At 65.1% G+C, this 18,367-nt stretch carries 17 protein-coding genes; 10 read left to right on the top strand and 7 right to left on the bottom strand.

Annotation, left to right across the window (positions count from 1 at the left end; translation table 11 throughout):
- Positions 1-256 precede the first annotated feature (256 nt).
- The 3 genes from lon to PIN01S_RS27605 all read right to left on the bottom strand — a co-directional run bounded on the left by lon (position 257) and on the right by PIN01S_RS27605 (position 4,077).
- Positions 257-2,662 carry an endopeptidase La gene (lon, locus tag PIN01S_RS14355; protein WP_084336367.1) on the bottom strand — a complete coding sequence of 802 codons (2,406 nt, stop codon included), beginning with the start codon at positions 2,660-2,662 and terminating at the stop codon, positions 257-259.
- A gap of 149 nt (positions 2,663-2,811) precedes the next feature.
- Entirely contained in the window at positions 2,812-3,510 is a 699-nt protein-coding gene (locus tag PIN01S_RS14350) for a hypothetical protein (protein WP_084336366.1), read from the bottom strand.
- Positions 3,511-3,513: 3 nt separating this feature from the next.
- Positions 3,514-4,077, bottom strand: a complete 564-nt coding sequence (locus tag PIN01S_RS27605; RefSeq protein ID WP_423814487.1) for a methyl-accepting chemotaxis protein — start codon at positions 4,075-4,077, stop codon at positions 3,514-3,516.
- A 681-nt stretch (positions 4,078-4,758) separates the two neighbouring features.
- On the opposite strand from PIN01S_RS27605, the gene PIN01S_RS14340 reads away from it, so the two are divergent.
- The 3 genes from PIN01S_RS14340 to PIN01S_RS14330 all read left to right on the top strand — a co-directional run bounded on the left by PIN01S_RS14340 (position 4,759) and on the right by PIN01S_RS14330 (position 8,114).
- Complete coding sequence (locus tag PIN01S_RS14340; RefSeq protein ID WP_084336365.1) at positions 4,759-5,511, top strand: AraC family transcriptional regulator; 753 nt, start codon at positions 4,759-4,761, stop codon at positions 5,509-5,511.
- A 471-nt stretch (positions 5,512-5,982) separates the two neighbouring features.
- Complete coding sequence (gene putP, locus PIN01S_RS14335; protein ID WP_084336364.1) at positions 5,983-7,467, top strand: sodium/proline symporter PutP; 1,485 nt, start codon at positions 5,983-5,985, stop codon at positions 7,465-7,467.
- 329 nt (positions 7,468-7,796) lie between these two features.
- The gene (locus PIN01S_RS14330; protein WP_084336363.1) at positions 7,797-8,114 is read left to right on the top strand and encodes a hypothetical protein; all 318 of its coding nucleotides are present in this window, start codon (positions 7,797-7,799) and stop codon (positions 8,112-8,114) included.
- A gap of 419 nt (positions 8,115-8,533) precedes the next feature.
- Here PIN01S_RS14330 and PIN01S_RS14325 read toward each other — a convergent pair whose 3' ends face one another.
- Entirely contained in the window at positions 8,534-9,175 is a 642-nt protein-coding gene (locus tag PIN01S_RS14325) for a TetR/AcrR family transcriptional regulator (protein ID WP_084336362.1), read from the bottom strand.
- 222 nt (positions 9,176-9,397) lie between these two features.
- Between PIN01S_RS14325 and moaA the strand changes: the two genes are divergently transcribed.
- The 6 genes from moaA (at position 9,398) to PIN01S_RS27140 (ending at position 16,343) form a co-directional block, all read left to right on the top strand.
- Positions 9,398-10,393 (top strand): GTP 3',8-cyclase MoaA, encoded by a 996-nt coding sequence (gene moaA / locus PIN01S_RS14320; RefSeq protein ID WP_084336361.1) that lies wholly within the window; start codon positions 9,398-9,400, stop codon positions 10,391-10,393.
- 84 nt (positions 10,394-10,477) lie between these two features.
- A complete protein-coding gene (locus tag PIN01S_RS14315) occupies positions 10,478-11,305 on the top strand; it encodes a transporter substrate-binding domain-containing protein (protein WP_084336360.1) in 828 nt (275 codons plus the stop codon).
- A gap of 87 nt (positions 11,306-11,392) precedes the next feature.
- Positions 11,393-11,989, top strand: coding sequence for a hypothetical protein (locus PIN01S_RS14310; RefSeq protein WP_084336359.1), 597 nt, complete (start codon positions 11,393-11,395; stop codon positions 11,987-11,989).
- Positions 11,990-12,107: 118 nt separating this feature from the next.
- On the top strand, positions 12,108-12,557 hold the full coding sequence (locus PIN01S_RS14305; RefSeq protein WP_084336358.1) for a ferritin-like domain-containing protein: 450 nt from the start codon (positions 12,108-12,110) through the stop codon (positions 12,555-12,557).
- Positions 12,558-12,877: 320 nt separating this feature from the next.
- Positions 12,878-14,224, top strand: a complete 1,347-nt coding sequence (locus PIN01S_RS14300) for a choice-of-anchor Q domain-containing protein (protein WP_084336357.1) — start codon at positions 12,878-12,880, stop codon at positions 14,222-14,224.
- 175 nt (positions 14,225-14,399) lie between these two features.
- The gene (locus tag PIN01S_RS27140) at positions 14,400-16,343 is read left to right on the top strand and encodes a serine/threonine-protein kinase (RefSeq protein WP_244506009.1); all 1,944 of its coding nucleotides are present in this window, start codon (positions 14,400-14,402) and stop codon (positions 16,341-16,343) included.
- A gap of 11 nt (positions 16,344-16,354) precedes the next feature.
- On the opposite strand, the gene PIN01S_RS14290 is transcribed toward PIN01S_RS27140, so the two are convergent.
- Positions 16,355-16,876, bottom strand: a complete 522-nt coding sequence (locus PIN01S_RS14290) for an ankyrin repeat domain-containing protein (protein WP_084336356.1) — start codon at positions 16,874-16,876, stop codon at positions 16,355-16,357.
- 106 nt (positions 16,877-16,982) lie between these two features.
- Positions 16,983-17,180 carry a hypothetical protein gene (locus PIN01S_RS14285; protein WP_084336355.1) on the bottom strand — a complete coding sequence of 66 codons (198 nt, stop codon included), beginning with the start codon at positions 17,178-17,180 and terminating at the stop codon, positions 16,983-16,985.
- Positions 17,181-17,327: 147 nt separating this feature from the next.
- On the opposite strand from PIN01S_RS14285, the gene trhA reads away from it, so the two are divergent.
- On the top strand, positions 17,328-17,945 hold the full coding sequence (gene trhA / locus PIN01S_RS14280; RefSeq protein WP_084336354.1) for a PAQR family membrane homeostasis protein TrhA: 618 nt from the start codon (positions 17,328-17,330) through the stop codon (positions 17,943-17,945).
- 8 nt (positions 17,946-17,953) lie between these two features.
- Here the strand turns inward: trhA and PIN01S_RS14275 are convergent, their stop codons facing one another.
- Complete coding sequence (locus PIN01S_RS14275; RefSeq protein WP_084336353.1) at positions 17,954-18,289, bottom strand: DUF2025 family protein; 336 nt, start codon at positions 18,287-18,289, stop codon at positions 17,954-17,956.
- Between the last annotated feature and the right edge of the window lie 78 nt (positions 18,290-18,367).

Raw genomic sequence — 18,367 nt, 5'->3', positions numbered from 1 at the left:
CAACTCCTGTCGGTGGGCGGAAAAGCGCCAGCATACCTGGGTCGTCGCTTGCTGTAAGGCATGTGGACGAATTCAGGAGCAGAACCAACCCGGTCGGGGCATAGCGAAAGCTCAGTCTGCTGTAGGGGCGAATTCATTCGCCCGGCGAGGATGGGTTGGGCGAATGCAGCCGGTCCCGTCTTGTAGGAGCCAGCTCTGCTGGTGATGGCGACACAAAAGCATCGCCAGCAGAGCTGGCTCCTACGAAAAGCGGGGCTTACGGGAACAACACCTTGGCCACATCGGCATAGCGCTTGGCGAAGTGCACGGTCAGGCCTTCCTTGAGGTAGTCCGGCAGTTCGGCGAAGTCGCCCCGGTTGGCTTCCGGCAGGATCAGCTCGAAGATCTTCTGCCGGCGCGCGGCGATGACCTTCTCACGCACTCCGCCGATCGGCAGTACCTGGCCGGTCAGGGTCAGTTCGCCGGTCATGGCCACGCCCTTCTTCGGCGCCTGGTTGCGCGCCAGGGAGAGCAGGGCGCTGGCCATGGTGATGCCGGCGCTGGGGCCATCCTTGGGCGTGGCGCCTTCCGGCACGTGCAGGTGGACGAAGGCCTGGTCGAAGAACGCCGGGTCGCCCTTGTACTTCTTCAGGTGCGAGCTGATGTAGCTGTAGGCGATTTCCGCCGACTCCTTCATCACCTCGCCGAGCTTGCCGGTGAGCTTGAAGCCGCGGTTCAGCGTGTGGATGCGCGTGGCCTCGATCGGCAGGGTGGCGCCGCCCATGCTGGTCCAGGCCAGCCCGGTGATGACGCCCACGCCGGACATCACTTGCTCGGTGCGGAACACCGGCATGCCCAGGTAGTCCTCGAGGTCCTTCGGACCGACCTTCACCGTGCTGTCCGGGTCGTCCAGCAGCTTGACCACCGACTTGCGGACCACTTTGCCGAGTTGCTTCTCCAGTTGCCGCACGCCCGCCTCGCGGGCGTAGCCTTCGATCAGCAGTTTCAGGGCGCTGTCGCTGATGGACAGGCGCTGTTTCGGCACGCCGGCCTTTTCCAGTTGCTTGGGCCACAGGTGGCGTTTGGCGATGGCCAGCTTCTCTTCGGCGATATAGCCGGAGAGGCGGATCACCTCCATGCGGTCGAGCAGCGGCCCGGGGATCGAGTCCAGGGTGTTGGCGGTGCAGACGAACAACACTTTGGACAGGTCCAGGCGCAGGTCGAGATAGTGGTCGAGGAATTCCACGTTCTGCTCGGGGTCGAGGGTCTCCAGCAAGGCGGACGCCGGATCGCCCTGGTAGCTGGCACCGAGCTTGTCGATTTCGTCGAGCATGATCACCGGGTTCATCACCTCGACTTCCTTCAGGGCCTGCACCAGCTTGCCCGGCAGGGCGCCAATATAGGTGCGGCGATGGCCCTTGATCTCCGCCTCGTCGCGCATGCCGCCGACGCTGAAGCGGTAGAAGGGGCGCCCCAGCGATTCGGCGATGGACTTGCCGATGCTGGTCTTGCCCACGCCGGGCGGGCCGACCAACAGGACGATGGAGCCGGCGATCTCGCCCTTGAAGGCGCCGACGGCGAGGAATTCGAGGATACGGTTCTTGATGTCGTCCAGACCGGCATGGTGCTTGTCGAGCACCTTGCGGGCGTGCCTGAGGTCGAGCTTGTCCTTGCCGTAGATGCCCCAGGGCAGGGCGGTGGCCCAGTCCAGGTAGTTACGGGTAACGGCGTATTCCGGCGAGCCGGTCTCGAGGATCGACAGCTTGTTCAGTTCCTCGTCGATGCGTTTCTGCGCGGCCGGCGGCACCGTCTTGCCCTCCAGGCGGGCGCGGAACTCATCGATGTCGGCGCTGCGATCGTCCTTGGTGATGCCCAGCTCCTGCTGGATGATCTTCAACTGCTCCTTGAGGAAGAACTCGCGCTGGCGCTCGCCGATCTTGCGGTTGACCTCGGCGGACAGCTCTTTCTGCAGGCGGCCGACTTCGACTTCCTTGCGCAGCAGCGGCAGGACCTTCTCCATGCGCTTGAGGATCGGCACGGTGTCCAGCACTTCCTGCAATTCATGGCCCGGTGCCGTGGTGAGGGCGGCGGCGAAATCGGTCAGCGGTGCCGGGTCGTTGGGGCTGAAGCGGTTCAGGTAGTTCTTCAACTCTTCGCTGTACAGCGGGTTGAGCGGCAGTAGTTCCTTGATTGCGTTGATCAGGGCCATGCCATAGGCCTTCACTTCGTCGCGTGGGTCGGCGGCGGCCTGCGGGTAATCTACTTCCACCAAGTAGGGTGGCTTGCGGCTCAGCCAGCCGCGGATGCGCACCCGGGTGATGCCCTGGGCGACGAACTGGAGTTTTTCGCCATCCTTGCTGGCGTGGTGGATGCGCACCACGGTGCCGTGCTCGGGCAGGCTGTCCGGATCGAAGTTTTCGGCATCCGGCGCGGGATTTTCGACATAGAACAGCGCCAGGCAGTGATGGGCGGTGTTGGCGACCCGTTGCAGGGTCTCGTCCCAGAGGTTCTGGTTGACGATCACCGGCAGCACCTGGGCTGGAAAGAACGGCCGGTTGTGGATCGGCATGATGTAGAGCTTGTCGGGCAGCGACTGGACCGGCAGGGCGAGGCCAGTGCTGCCGGGCTTCTCCGCCTGTTCTTCGATGATGTCTGGATCGATGTTCGGGTTGTGGTCGTTCATGCGGCACCCTGTACGTTCGCGATACAGGGGTAGATGGGGTATGCCGCTGACATTTCAATGCGATGGGAGGATGGGATGTAACGAACTGTGAGGGACCCGGGGATTGTCCCTCGCGTTGTGACAGGCCGCTCCCTCCGGAGCGGGCCGGATCAGGCCAGGCTCAGGCGCAGCCCTTGCAGGCGTTCGTCGATGATCGGGGTGAGCAGGGCGAAGCAATCCGCCGGCGCCAGGCGTACCTGCGGCGCGGCGATCAATTCGCTGTCGAGGCGGGCAACGATGTCGCGGATGCGGCTTTCGCAGGACGGGCCGGCCAGGCGCTGGCACAGGTAGCGCATCTGGATCTGCAGCTCCAGCGGGCAGCGCGAGTGGTTGGCGGCGCGCACGGCGAGGCCGCGCAGCCGGGCCAGGTCTTCCAGCGAGCGGCAGGCCTCGCCGAGGCCGGCGGTGATCTGTCCGTTGCGTTCGCCCAGGCGCAGTTCGAGCAGATGGATGGCGCCCAGCAGGCACTCGATCAGCTGATTATGAGCGTTGAAATCCTGCGGTTTGACGCGCAGGCGCGGCCAGGCGTCGGCGATCTCCGGCAGGTCCAGGGCCTCGGCCGGCCAACGCTGCCACAGCTCGTCGAGCTGGGCGGCGATGGCTTCGCGCTGACGGCGGCCGATGTCGTCGTTCTGGCTGCCCAGGCCACGGTGTTTCTGCAGGTTCTGCAACAGCTCCAGCGCCAGTTGCAGGGCCTGGTTGTCGAGCTGGTCGAGCGTGCTGTGATGGCGTTGCGTAGCCAATCGGCAGAGCCATTGGCCGAGCACCAGCAGTAAGCCGCCGAGTCCGGCGGCGAGCCAGATTTCCATGCATCACCTCGCATCGGTGGTCAGGCGGGTCAGGTACTGGGTCAACCCATGCAGTGCGTGGCTCTGCTCGCGCTGCAGGTTCACCGCTTCGCCGATCCGCTCCAGTTGTTCGTGAAGGGCCTGGCTGGCCGCTTCATGTTCGTCCAACGCCTGTTGCAGGCTGAGCAGTTCGGTCAGGCTGCGCTGGCTCTGGTCGGCGAGCTGATGCAAATCTTCCGCCAGGGCTTCGCTCTGCCCGGCTCCGTGGTCGAGCAACTGGCGGTGTTCCTCGACTTCATGGTGCACGCTGCGCACCGCCTGGCCGATATCGGTGACCACGCCGGCGATCTGTTGGACCGCCTGGTCGCTGGCCTGGGACAACTGGCGCACCTGGTCGGCGACCACCGCGAAGCCGCGGCCGTGCTCGCCGGCACGGGCTGCCTCGATGGACGCGTTGAGGGCCAGCAACTGGGTTTGCCTGGCAAGGCTCTGGATGCTGTGCAGGGCTTTTTCGACGGCACTGGCGTGGTCCAGGAGCTGACTGACTGCGCTGGCGGTACGGCCCAGGCTCGCGCGGATGCCGCTCATGGCGTTGCCCACCGATTGGGCGTCGTGGCGGCCGGCTTCACTTTTTTGGTGCGCGGAGCGGAGAGCACTCATCGCCTGTTGGCCGAGCCGATGAATCTGCGCCAGGGTGTGACCGATCTCGCCGCTGGCCTGGGCGATGCACTCGACCTGCCGGCCCTGGTCGGCGCTGCGTCGCTCGGCCAGGGCGGCCATCTCATCGAGCGCTTGGCCGGCGAACTGTACTTCGCTGCGCAGCCGCTCGGCGGCATGGCGCGCCTGGCCGCTGGCGACGATCAGCGCGTGCAGTTCGGACGGGCCGGCACTACCCAATTGCGCCAGTGCGCTTTGCAGCCGGTCCCACAGGGCTTGCTGGCGCCGATGCTGCCGTTGATAAAGCAAAAGGCCGATGGCCAGGGTGGCCAGCGCGGCCCAGACATGGCCGGCCGTCGCAAGGGGAATGCCGCAGAGCCAGAGGGCGGCGATCAACCAGAAACCTGTGTCGGTGTGGCTGCGATCAGAGGCGGCGAAGCGGGGCGAGGAGAGCAAGGGCACGGCTCCTTCCGTGACAGTGGAATGACCGGGTAATAGCAAGATACTGGCCAGTCGAGCCCGGAACGAACCGGTTCCGCCTGTCGGCTGGGCTGACGCCACCCCCTTCGACTCGGTAAAGTTCGCCCTTGCACGTTTCATCCGAGAGTTTCGATGTTCTGTACCCGCCTGATCCGCCTGGATGAACAGGCTCACGATCATGCCCACGGCCATCACCAACTGGTGCTGTCACTGGCCGGCCGCGCCGAGTTCGACGTCAGCGGGCGCGGCGGCGAAGTCTGCCGCATGCGCGCCTGCCTGGTGCCGGGCGATGCCGACCACTCTTTCGCCGGCATGGGCGACAACCGCATGCTGGTCATCGACCTGGACGAGCAGGGCGTGTCCCCCGAGGACCGCGACCTGCTCCTGCGACTGTTCGACATTCCGCGCTATCCGGCGCTGGATGCGGATTTCCAGAACCTGCTGAGCTACGCCGGCGCGGAGCTGGAGCGTTACGGCAACGACCCGCTGCTGGCCCGCTCGCTGGGTGGCGTGCTGCTGCGTGCCTTGCACCTGCGCCTGTTCGGCGAGCAGCCGACGCGGGTGGTCGGCCCGCTCGACCTCGAACGCCTCGACGCCTACATCGGCGAGCACCTGGCGCGGCGCATCAGCGTCGCCGAACTGGCGCAGGTCGCCTGCCTCAGCCCCAGCCACTTCCACGCCCAGTTCAAGGACAGCGTCGGGCTGACCCCGCATCAGTACCTGCTCAAGACCCGTCTCGACCGCGCGGCGCGGATGCTGCGGGAAAGCCCCTTGCCGCTGGTGCGGATCGCCGAAGAGTGCGGTTTTTCCAGCCAGAGTGCGCTGACCTCGGCGATGCGGCGCTACCTGGGGTTGACGCCGAAGCGCATGCGCGGGACGGACTGAAATCGGCGGCTTGTCGGACATTCGGAGTTTTTCGACAAAACTCCAGAGTTTCTCGCAAGAAAGCCCCTCCCCGAATCTCTAAATTCCGCCCATTCGCCAGCCAGCCGCCCTGGTCCTTGCCCTGCAAGGCCCCGGCGTATGGCTTGAAGCCACGCGAGGACGGCTGCGTCCAATCCGGCAGGGGAGCCGGATCAGGCGGGACTTCGCCCGGGCCAGGAGGCACGGGGCGCGGCGGATCATCGGAGAATTCGACATTGCCGGCGTTCGTTGCCGGGAAAGGAACGGCTTCGCTGCTGCACTGGCGGACGCGGAGTGATCAGAGGGCGGGCGGGTGTCCTGGACACTCGCCCGCTTTCGTATCGACGGGGCGCAGCCCCGCCGGCGGATACCCGTCAGAAGCGGGCGTCCACTGCCAACCAAGGGCACGGGCTACCCTCCGTGTCTGGATAAAAACAAACTCAGGGAGTGCTCATGAGCATCACCACACCCACGCTAGTCACCTTCGTGATCTACATCGCGTTGATGGTACTGATCGGCCTGGCGGCCTATCGCGCCACCAACAACTTCTCCGACTACATCCTCGGCGGCCGCAGCATCGGCAGCTTCGTCACCGCGTTGTCCGCGGGCGCTTCGGACATGAGTGGCTGGCTGCTGATGGGCCTGCCGGGTGCCGTTTACCTCTCCGGCCTGTCGGAAAGCTGGATCGCCATCGGCCTGATCGTCGGTGCCTACCTGAACTGGCTGTTCGTCGCCGGTCGCCTGCGCGTGCAGACCGAGCACAACGGCAATGCCCTGACACTCCCGGATTACTTCACCAACCGCTTCGAAGACTCCAGCCGCGTGCTGCGCATCTTCTCCGCCGTGGTGATCCTGGTGTTCTTCACCATCTACTGCGCCTCCGGCATCGTCGCCGGTGCCCGTCTGTTCGAGAGCACCTTCGGCCTGTCCTACGAGACCGCCCTCTGGGCCGGCGCCGCGGCCACCATCGCCTACACCTTCGTGGGTGGCTTCCTCGCGGTGAGCTGGACCGACACCGTGCAGGCCAGCCTGATGATCTTCGCGCTGATCCTGACTCCGGTCGTGGTGATGCTGGCTACCGGCGGTATCGATCCGACCTTCGCCGCCATCGAGATGCAGAACGCCACCAACTTCGACATGCTCAAGGGCGCCACCTTCGTCGGCGTCATCTCGCTGATGGCCTGGGGCCTGGGCTACTTCGGCCAGCCGCACATCCTGGCGCGCTTCATGGCCGCCGATTCGGTGAAGTCCATCGCCAAGGCTCGTCGTATCTCCATGACCTGGATGATCCTCTGCCTCGGTGGCGCCGTCGCCGTGGGCTTCTTCGGCATCGCCTATTTCTCGGCCCATCCGGACGTTGCCGGTGCGGTGTCCGAGAACCCCGAGCGAGTGTTCATCGAGCTGGCCAAGGTCCTGTTCAACCCCTGGGTCGCCGGTGTCCTGCTGTCCGCCATCCTGGCCGCGGTCATGAGCACCCTGAGCTGCCAGCTGCTGGTGTGCTCCAGCGCCCTGACCGAAGACTTCTACAAGTCCTTCCTGCGTAAAGGCGCCAGCCAGCGCGAACTGGTCTGGGTCGGCCGTGGCATGGTGCTGCTGGTGGCGCTGGTCGCCATCTTCCTTGCTTCCAACCCGGAAAACCGCGTACTGGGCCTGGTGTCCTACGCCTGGGCCGGTTTCGGCGCCGCCTTCGGCCCGGTGGTACTGATCTCCGTGATGTGGAACCGTATGACCCGCAACGGCGCCCTGGCCGGCATGCTGATCGGTGCGATCACCGTGATCGTCTGGAAGCAGTTCGGCTGGCTGGGCCTGTACGAAATCATTCCGGGCTTCCTCTTCGCCAGCATCGGCATCGTCGTGTTCAGCCTACTGGACAAGGCGCCGTCGGCTTCCATGCTCAAGCGCTTCGAAGAAGCCGAGCGGGAATACCAGGCGGGCTGATCGCCCTCACGGCGGCCCCGGCCGCCGACTGAGCCCAGGCGGGAGGCTTCAACTCCCCGGGCCAGGCAACGTTTCGATAGTGCTTCACCGGTCGTGCATCGCTGCCGACCGGTTTTTTTTGCCCGTCTGTTTTTATACGGCTGCGGGCGATTGCGTTCCTAGCGGTTGCGTAAGGCAATGGCGTGTTTCTTGGGTGAAAATGTGGCATTGGGCACATTCGTAGTGGGATGGATGTTGCAGTATTCCGGGCTCGTCACGCAGGGCGGAGCCGTTCGGCACACCGCCAGAAGGTCGCGTCGATTCCTTTGCAGACACAGGGGATATCCGCCATGCCATCGACTGCCGTTCACGACGCCATCGTCGACACCTTGTACAACCTCCAGCAAAGCTACGACCTGGTGATCACCTCCAGCCAGCCGGAGCGCGTCCACGAGGCGCTTTACCAGGCGGTCCAGGCCGTTTCCCCGAACCTTCTCAGTCGCCGCGAATATGCCGCCTTGCGCGCGGCGGCGCGGCTGCTCTGTTCGGGGCATCAGGTCGACGATCACGACTTCGAACTGCACGTCGGCCTGTCGCGAGCGGAGCTGCACCAGGCGTTGGTCAAGCTGGAGCAGCAGGAAATGCCATTCGAGCCGGAGCCGGTGTGAGGGGCGAATCGCCTAGAAGTAACCAAGAGGGCTTGCCCCGGCATCCGGAACTAGGCGTCCCCGTCATGCTTCGCTCGACTCCCCTCCCTCCATCGCCGTTCCGGGGGCCCGACCTCGGCGGCCCCCTGCGAAGGGTCATCCCTGGCCAATCGCAGCTCTCGCGGTATCCAGGCCGCTCAACCCCCTACACGACGATTCCGCTCGGCCTCCTGACGGGGCGTCGGAGTTGGTCCCACCTCTTCTGCAATCTCTCTGGCAATGCCAGAGCGTCAGGATTACTTCGTTACGCCGGGCAGCACGAAATCTCCCCTATCCCGTTTACGGGAGAGGGGCCGGGGGAGAGGGAGGCGTCACGCACCTGTCAGCGGCTGTGCTAGAGGGCTCTATCTCAAGCCACAACAGCAGATTTGGGCCTGTCCTCAAGCACTCCTGGCCTGGCTGCCGCCGGCCGGCGCCTGCTCGACTTCGCAGCCTTTCAACACCAACCGGATGATGGTATCGGCCGCGGCTTCGTAGTCGGCGTCGTCGAGGCTGGCCTTGCCGGTGACGGTGGAAATCTGCCAGTCGAAGTCGGCGTAGGTCTGGGTCGCTGCCCAGATGCTGAACAGCAGATGGTGCGGGTCCACCTTGGCCATCAGGCCCTGGTCGATCCAGCTCTGGATACAGGCGATGTTGTGCTTGGCCTGGCGGTTGAGCTGTTCGGTCTGCTCGGCGGACAGATGCGGCGCGCCGTGCATGATCTCGCTGGCGAACACCTTGGAGGCGTAGGACAGTTCGCGGGAGATGCGGATCTTCGAGCGGATGTAGGCACGCAGCACGTCGGCGGGATGGCCCGGCTGGTTGAACGGTGCGGAGGCTTGCAGCAACGGCTCGATGATGCTTTCCAGCACCTCGCGGTAGAGGTTTTCCTTCGACTTGAAGTAGTAATAGATGTTGGGCTTGGGCAGGCCGGCCTTGGCGGCGATGTCGCTGGTCTTGGTGGCGGCGAAACCCTTGTCGGCGAACTCTTCGCTGGCTGCGCGCAGAATGAGCTCTTTGTTGCGCTCGCGAATACTGGTCATAGGCCCTTGTCGATTCCTGGCGCTGCCCAGCCGGGCAGCGAATCGCGGCATGCTAGCACCGGCCTTGCGCGTGGCTCAAGCCGACGGCCGGTGTGCCCGTCCGGGTTCGGGCGCGGCCTTCTGTCGCATTTTATGTATACAAAAATATGAATTTCTGTTTCCATTCGCGGCATTGCGGCCCGAATGCCCTTTCCGGCTCCTTGAGTAGTAAGGAGAACCGCCATGAGCGACATCCACCTGATCGACCCCTTCGGTCGGCGCATCAGTTACCTGCGTCTGTCGGTCACCGACCGCTGCGACTTCCGTTGCACCTATTGCATGAGCGAAGACATGGTCTTCGCTCCGCGCGCCCAGATTCTCAGCCTGGAAGAGCTCTATGCGGTGGCCGATGCCTTCATCGGCCTCGGCGTGCGACGCATCCGCGTGACCGGCGGGGAGCCGCTGGTGCGCAAGGGGCTGCTCGGCCTGCTCGGACAGTTGGGGGCACGCACCGAACTGGACGACCTGGCGATCACCACCAACGGCTCGCAGCTCGGTCACATGGCTGCCGACCTGCGCCGTGCGGGTGTCCGCCGCCTGAACATCAGCCTCGACTCCCTGCGCCGCGACCGTTTTGCCGCGTTCACCCGCCGGGACCGTCTCGACCAGGTACTGGCGGGCATCGAGGCGGCGCGAGCCGCCGGCTTCAGCCGGATCAAGCTCAACAGCGTGGTGCAGAAGGGGCGCAACGACGACGAAGTGCAGGATCTCGTCGCCTTCGCCGTGGAAAAAGGCCTGGACATCAGTTTCATCGAAGAAATGCCGCTGGGCTCGGTATCCAGCCACGAACGCAAGATCACCCTGTGCACCAGCGACGAGGTTCGTGCGCTGGTGGAGCAACGCTTCCAACTGCTGCCCAGCAGTCATCGTACCGGTGGCCCGTCGCGCTACTGGCAGGTTCTGGGCAGCGACACCCAGGTCGGCTTCATCTCACCCCACAGCCGCAATTTCTGCGGCGATTGCAACCGCGTGCGGGTCACCGCCGAAGGCAAACTGGTGCTCTGCCTGGGGCACGAGGGCGCACTCGATCTCAAGCGCCTGCTGCGCCGCCATCCGGGCGACAGCGAACGGTTGCGCGCCGCGCTGATCGACGCGCTGCGGCTGAAGCCGGAGCGCCATCACTTCTCCGCCGACGAGCAGGTGCAGGTGGTGAGGTTCATGAGCATGACCGGCGGCTGACCGCCGCGCATTCCGTCCCCGCTTCTTCGGCCGCATCGCCGTGCGGCCCTCCGTCTCGACAATAACAATCAATCGGGAGGCATCGTGACGCCCAAGGCACTCTGCAGTCTGTTCATTCTTTCCCTGGCGGCCGGCCATGCGGCGGCGCAGACCTACGTGGTCGGCGTCGAGCAGGCGGCGTTCGCGCCGCATTACCAGGTCGATGCGCACGGGGAATACCAGGGGTTCGCCCGCGAGCTGCTCGACCTGTTCGCCCGCGATAGCGGCGTGCAGGTGATCTATCGGCCGCTGCCGGTGGCCGACCTGCAACAGGCCTTGCTGGACGGAAGCATCGACCTCAAGTACCCGGACAGCCCGGAGTGGGCCGGCCCCGCCAAGGCCGGTCGCGCCCTGTACTACAGCCGACCGGTGGTGCACTACGTGGACGGCGTGCTGGTGGCGCCCCGGCGGGTCGGGCAGGGTGTCGATACGCTCGAACGCCTGGCCCTGGTGGAGGGCTGGACGCCCGCCGCCTATCGCGAGCGCATCGCCAGCGGGCAGACCGTCCTGGTGCACAGTGCCGACCTGCGCCAGATGATCCGCCAGGCCCTGCGCAAGGACAGCGACGGCGCCTACTACAACGTGGTGGTGGCCACGCACTATCTCGACCATATCCGGGCCCGGCCCGGCGCCTTGGTCTTCGATCCCGCGCTGCCGCATACCCGGGGCAGTTTCTATCTCGTCAGCACGCGCCATCCAGCGCTGATCGAGCGTTTCGACCGCTTCCTGGCCGAGCGCCACGACGCCATCGCCGCCCTCAAGCAGGCGCACGGTGTGGAGGCCAACCTGGACTCGGAATTCCTCGGCATGGAGCAATGGAAGATCGACTTCCTCAAACGGCAGCAGGCCAGGCAGGCGACCGGCACGCCGTGACGTCGGAGAAAGCGAAGCGGGAGATTCATGTTGGCGCGCGGCTATGGCATGCTCCGCCGCCATTGATGGATCGACAGGGATGTTTCGATGAGCCATGTGATGAAGTGCGCGGCCGCGTTCGTGGTGGTGTGCCTGCTTGCAGCCTGCAGCATGGGCAGCGACCTCGGCGGGGATGAACGCGGTTTGCTGCTGACGGAGCAGGACTTCCGGGATTTCGGCGTAACGCTGACGCTTGCCCGCCCCGGGCGTTTCCATAAGACGATGACCTACGCCGGCCAGGGAGTGGAACTGTCCTACGAGCAATCGGGGGCCGGCGACTTCTACCTGATCAACAGCTTCAACCGGCATTTCACCGCCCAGTCCTCGCTGGGCGATGCCACGGGCTGGGAGCTGGGTTTCGCGCTCGGGCGACAGCTCAGCGAGCTGGAGAGGACGCCGATCGAACTGACCCATCGCTATGGCGAGGGGGCGCGGCTTTACCTGCTGACCATCCACGGTCGCCCTGTCGGCAACATGTTTTCCTTCTGGGATGGCCGCAAGACCTACATGGCGCTCTTCACCGGCGTCTATTTCCAGGACCCGGACCTGTTCGACGCTTTCATCCGCGACAAGGTTGCACGCATGCAGGCTTACGAGCCACCTTCGGTGCTCGCCTACCTCCATGATCTGACCGGGAGCGAGTGATCTGTCCCTCCCATCGGAACCCCCTGAACCTTTCCCGAAAACGGGCAGTCCACCCTAACAGGCGGCCGGACCAGAGCGGTTTGGCCGATGAGCACCTTCTGATTCAGAGGAGAGCGAAATGGACAACAAAGACGTGATTTCGGTACTCAACGACCTGATCGAAACCTGCAAGGACGGCGAGAAAGGCTTCCGTGAGTGCGCCGAAGGGATCAAGAGCACCCAGTTGAAAAGCACTTTCAGCCAGCGTGCCCTGGGTTGCGCCGAGGCGGCGCGCGAACTGCAGGAGATGGTTCGTTCGCTGGGCGGCGAACCCGAAACCAGTTCGAGCATCGCCGGCAACCTGCACCGGCGCTGGGTCGATCTGAAATCCATGATCACCGGCAAGAGCGACGAAGCCATTCTCAACGAATGCGAACGTGGCGAGGACGTGGCGCTGAAGTCCTACCGCGAAGCGCTGGAGAAAGACCTGCCGGCCAACGTGCGCCTGCTGGTGGAAAAACAGTGCCAGGGCGTTCAGCGCAACCATGACGAGGTCAAGGCCCTGCGCAACCTGGCCCGCGCCAGCTGACCCGGCCGTGGGAGCCAATTCATTCGTGAGCCGGCTGCTGGTCATTCGCGGATGAGTTCGCTCCCACGCGGAGATTCATAGACGAGCCGCGCAGAAGTTTTCGCCAGCAGAGCTGGCTCCTACCAAAAGCGGTCTGTGCATCAGCCTGGCAACCAGGCGACGGTCGGTACCTGGTAAGGGCCGCTTCCGGAGAACCCCTTCGTCCCCCATCGGTCTACGTAGAGCCGGCCGGCCATCCCGACCCGCCGGCCAACCTCGTTGTCTGCCGGAAGCCGGGCAGTCTCCGACAAGGAATCTTTCACTTGGATGGAGCCTGTGCCATGCCCGCATTCCCTTTCTTCCGCGCCTTGGGCGCACTCTGCCTGACCGCTCCGTTCGCGGCCACCGCCGCGGATTTCGTCGTCGACAAGACCAGCGACAGTTTCGACCCCGGCTGTACCACGGCCTGTTCGCTGCGTGAAACGCTTTACCGGGCCAACGCCATGCCCGGTTCGCACCGCGTCATCCTGCGCGAGGCCACCTACAGCCTGACCTTGCCCGACCCCGTCTGGAATCCCGACGAAGACCCCGACCCCGACGAGGACGACGGTGTGCGGGGCGATCTGGATATCCGGGGCGATATCACCCTGGTCGGCGCGTCGCAGGATGGTTCGGTCATCCAGGGCAGCACCGAGCGACTGATCGAAGTGCTGCCGGACGCGCGGCTGCAGCTGCGCCGGTTGACCCTGCGCGACGGCCTGGCCGATACCTACGGCGGCGCCGTCCGCAACGACGGGGAAACCGTGGTGCACCGGGTCAGCTTCCTGAACAACCGTGCCGATGCCGGTATCCAGGGTCAGGGCGGGGCCATCGCCAACTTCGCCAGCCTGAGCGTCAGCCATGCCCTGTTCGAGGGCAACAATTCCAACGGCGACGAGGGCTTCTTCGGTCGCGGCGGCGCGATTTTCAACCGGGGCGACCTGCTGCTGCGCGACAGCACCCTGCGCCGCAACAGCGTGACCGACAGCGATGGGGACTACGGCCAGGGTGGCGCGCTGTACAACGAAGGCGTCGCCGACGTGGCCCGCACCACCTTCGTCGACAACGCGGCGGGCGTGCCCCTGTTCGGAGGGGGCGGCAGCGCCATCGCCAACCGCGCCGGCGGCCGACTGTTGCTGACCAACAGCACCCTCAGCGGCAATCAGGGCATCGAAACCAACGGGGTGCTGACCAATGGCTTCGCCCGTTTCGCCGAGGATGCCAATGTCCAGGCGCGCCTGGTCAACGTGACCATCGCCGGCAACGACGGGCTGGGCGTGAGCAACAGCGGCAACCTGCTGATCCGCAACAGCCTGGTCGCCGGCAACCGGCTCGGCGGATCGCCGGCCAACTGCGCGACCCTCGGCACCTATCGGGCCATCGGGCTGCTGCTGGGCGCCGATACCGGCAACTGCACCGCCGATGTGTTGGTGGATGATGCGCTGACGTTCCGCAAGGTCCTGCACGTGCTGTCGAACAACAAAGGCACGACGCAGACCCATGCGCTGCGCAAGGGCAGCCCGGCACTGGATGCCGGCATCGGCAGTTGCACCCGCCACGACCAGCGCGGCGTACCCCGTCCGCAGGATGGCGATGGAGATGGGGTGGCAGTGTGCGACCTGGGCGCCTACGAGCGTATCCGCCCCTGATCGATGCGATAAACGTGACGTTCGTTACAGGTTCCGCCATTCCTATTTCGGGAATGGCGGCACTTGGGAACTATCGAAAAACGGATCTCTCTTACTAACTCAGGTCGGAGACGAACGGGTAGTACGGGGTCCGGCTTGCCGAGAAATCAATCACCGGACGCGCGCGGATTCTTCCATGGACGTGAGATTACCCGAGATACCCGGCTATATCGTGCATAGCCGGTTGGGCACTGGGGGGATGGCTGAAGTCTTCCTGGCGACCCAGGAGTCGCTGCATCGCAAAGTGGCGGTCAAGGTGCTGCTCAGCGCCAACGACGAAGCGTTCAACAAGCGTTTCATCCGCGAGGGCCACATCGTCGCCTCGCTGCATCACCCCTCGATCATCACCATCCACGACATCGACAAACTGGCCGATGGCCGCTACTACCTGGCCATGGAATACGTGGGCGGCGGCGACCTGTCCCAGCGCAAGGGGGAAATCTTCCATCCGAAGCGGGCACTGGACATCGTCCGCCAGATCGCCACGGGGCTCGCCGTGGTGCACGAGCACGGCATGATCCACCGCGACGTCAAGCCGGCGAACATCCTCTTCCGCGACGACGGCTCGGTGGTGATCACCGACTTCGGCATCGCCAAGGCGCTGGAAATGGACAGCGAGCTGACCGGTATCGGCATCGCCATCGGCAGCCCGGCCTACAGCAGTCCCGAGCAGACCCAGTGCCTGCCCCTGGATGCGCGCACCGACATCTACAGCCTGGGCGTGGTGCTCCAGGAAATGCTCACCGGGGTCAATCCGTTCCGCGGCCCCAGCTACACCCAGACGGTCATGAACCACGTGCAGATGGAGCCGCCGCCGTTGCCGATCCATCTGGTCGCCTACCAGCCGCTGCTCGACCGCATGCTGGCGAAGCGCCCCGATGAACGCTTCACCAGTTGCCGCGCGTTGTTGCAGGCGTTGGATGAGCTGGCGAATGTCGATGTGGACGCGACCCGTTTCGTTCCGTTGCCCAATACACCACCCATGCCGGCTGTCGTGACGCCTGTCGCGGAGCCGGTACCCGAGCCGGAGCCGGAACGTATCGCCGAGCCTGAGCCCGAACCGGAAGCCGTAGTGGAGCCCGCGCCGGAATTCGAGCCAGAGGCCATTGCCGAACCGGAGCGAGAGCCGGAACCTGAAATCGAGCCCGAGCCCGAGCCCGAGCCCGAGCCCGAGCCCGAGCCGGTGATTGCATTCGAGCCGATAGTCGAATCGGCCGAGCCGGAAGCGGAGCCCGAAGCCATCGTTCCTTCGGCGGAGCCGGAAGAGGTACCGCGGCGGATGCCGGAGGTCGAGGCGGCGGAATCGGCACCTCCGCCCGATCTGGAGCCGACCTGGGGACTCGAGCCTGAGCCAGGGCCAGCGTCCGACCCCGAACCTGTACCCGTCGCCCGGAGCGAACGCCACCGCCGTCCGGTCATGTTCTGGCTGGCCTGGGCGCTTGGCGGATTATTGCTGGTCGCCGGCGCGAGCAGTGCCGGACTCTACGTGCATCAACGGATGAAGATCGCCGACCTGCTGGAGCAGGGCGAGCAGCGCCTGGCCGCTGGCCGCCTGGTAGAGCCCTCGGAAGACAACGCCGAACACTTCTTCCGCCAGGTCCTGCTGATCGACGAAGGCAATCAGGAGGCCGAGCAAGGGTTGCAGCGGGTGCGGCAGGCCCGTATCGACGGCTACCTGCGCCTGGCCGAGCAGCGCTTCGTCGAAGAACACTGGTTGGCTCCCGACGACGACAGTGCGGTCTTCTATTTCCGCCAGGCCTTGGCGCTCGACCCGGCCCAGCCCCAGGCGCTGGATGGCCTGAACCGGGTAGCGCTGGTCTATGGCAGGCTCAGCGAGGAAGCCTATCGACGGCGCGATTACGACCTGGCGCGGGCTTACATTAAGCACGGCCTGGAGGCGCGGCCGGACAGCCCCGATCTGCTCAAGCTGTGGGATAGCCACGAGCAACGCATGCGCCGGGGGCAGGCGGCGGCGCGGCCGGAGGTCGAGCCCGCTTCTCCAGCCGAGCCGGAGGTGTCGAGCGAGCCGGAGGCGCCGAAACCGAACGCCTTCAAACGCTTCTGGAACAGCATTTTCTAGCGGCTCGCCGCTTAACTGGCATATAGCAGGCGCTCTGCAGCCTTGAGGGCGCCCATGCGCTGGGCGGCGTCCAGCGGGGTGAGGCCGTTGGCATCGCGATGCTGCGGATCGGCGCCATGCGCCAGCAGCAGGTCGATCGCCTCGACCCGGTCGAAGAGGGCGGCGATCGCCAGCGCCGTCTTGCCATCCGGCGTCGTGCCGTCCACTTCGGCGCCGTGCTCCAGCAGCAACTGGATCATCGGCAGGTCGCCCTTGAATACCGCGCCGGCCAGAGGCGTCTGTCCGCTCTGGTTGCGCAGGTCCGGGTCGGCGCCGTGGGCCAGCAATATCCGGCTGGTCTGCAGATGGCCGTGGTAGCTGGCCAGCATGAGCAGGCTGTCGCCGCGGTGGTTGCGCAGGTCCGGCGGCAGGCCCTGTTCCAGCAACGTGACCAGCGCCTCGCTGTCCCCGCTGCGGGCGTAATCGAACACGCGGGTGGCGAAGTCCAGGGTTTCGTCGTCGAGGTGGGAGGGTTCGTGCGCTCTGGCAGTCATGCTACGGCTCCTGTGCAATCGGTGCCCCGAGCATAACGACGGCCTCTCCGAGCGCCTCATTGGCATTCTCGATGGGGTTGATTAGTTCACAGAACTGTCTGTGTGGTTAGACACTCGATTGTGCGGCCAGCCGCTCTAGCTCGCGGCGTACCATGGCGACATACTCCGCTGGACTCAGCCGGTACAGCTCCGTGGCGACCCAGGCCAGCCAGCGTCCACCGAGGGCTTCGCGCTGCGCCAGCAGACGCACGGCCTCGGCATGGGCCCGCTCGGCGTGTTCATGGTGAAAGTCGCTACGGCTCATTGTCGATCTCCTCCTGGGCAGGTTCGGCGCACCAGCATACCCGTGGCGAAAGCCTGCGATTGCGGCGACACACCTTTCGGCGTGCTACAGGCACGAATATCTCGGGTATCGTGCCCGGCTGGATGAATGAGCAAGGGTTTGCAACACATGTATCACGGGGAACGTTTCAACGCCTGGACCCATCTGGTCGGCGCCGTGCTGGCGACGATCGGCGCGGTATGGCTGCTGGTGCTGGCCGGTCTCGGCGGCGACCCGCGCAAGATCGTCGGCGTCGCCATCTACGGTTTTTCGCTGGTGGTGCTGTACAGCATCTCGACGCTGTACCACAGCCTTCGCGGAAGGGCCAAGGTGGTCCTGCGCAAGCTCGACCACCTGTCCATCTACCTGATGATCGCCGGCAGCTACACACCGTTCTGCCTGGTGACCTTGCAGGGTGCCTGGGGTTGGACGCTGTTCGGCATCGTCTGGGGCCTGGCGGTGATCGGGATGCTGCAGGAAATCAAGCCGCGCTCGGAGGCGCGCATCCTCTCCATCGTGATATACGCGGTGATGGGCTGGATCGTACTGATCGCCGTCGAGCCGCTGATCGACGCCTTGGGCACCCCCGGCTTCCTCTGGTTGGCCAGTGGCGGCGTGGCCTACACCGTGGGCATCCTGTTCTTCGCCTACGACAGCCGTTTCCGCCACTGGCACGGTATCTGGCACCTGTTCGTCATCGCCGGCAGCCTGCTGCACTTCGTGGCGGTGTGGCGCTATGTCCTCTAGACATCGGTTCAACCGGCATCCGCCTGGAGCACCTGGCGGCGGGCGAGAATCTCCGGCAGGTCTTCGCGGCGCAGGTAAGTGAGCAGCGGTTCGCCGAGGTCCAGGCGGTCGTTGATGTTCTGCTCCAGCAACAGACGAATCCGCTCGCGGCTGAGACGCGCCACGTCGCCCTCCGCCGGGCACCAGACGAACTCGCAGGCCAGGGCGATGCTGTCTTCGTCGACGTCCATGCCGAACGAGTCCTCGCTGAAGCGGACGATGTACTTGCCGGTCTTGCGGTTGAAACCGACGAATCCCTTGAGGCGGTCGGCGGCGGTGCAGATATCGGCGGATGTGATGGCCATGGGTAAACCTCGCTGTGGGGCGATAGGGAAGGTCTACACACAAAGCAGATGCGACGCGTTTCTGCCGGGCGTCGTCGG

Origin of the sequence: Pseudomonas indica NBRC 103045, from assembly GCF_002091635.1 — a bacterium.
In the GTDB taxonomy this organism is placed as follows: Bacteria; Pseudomonadota; Gammaproteobacteria; order Pseudomonadales; family Pseudomonadaceae; genus Pseudomonas_M; species Pseudomonas_M indica.
The sequence above is the reverse complement of the archived record's forward strand: the minus strand, read 5'-3'. Positions and strand labels throughout refer to the sequence as shown.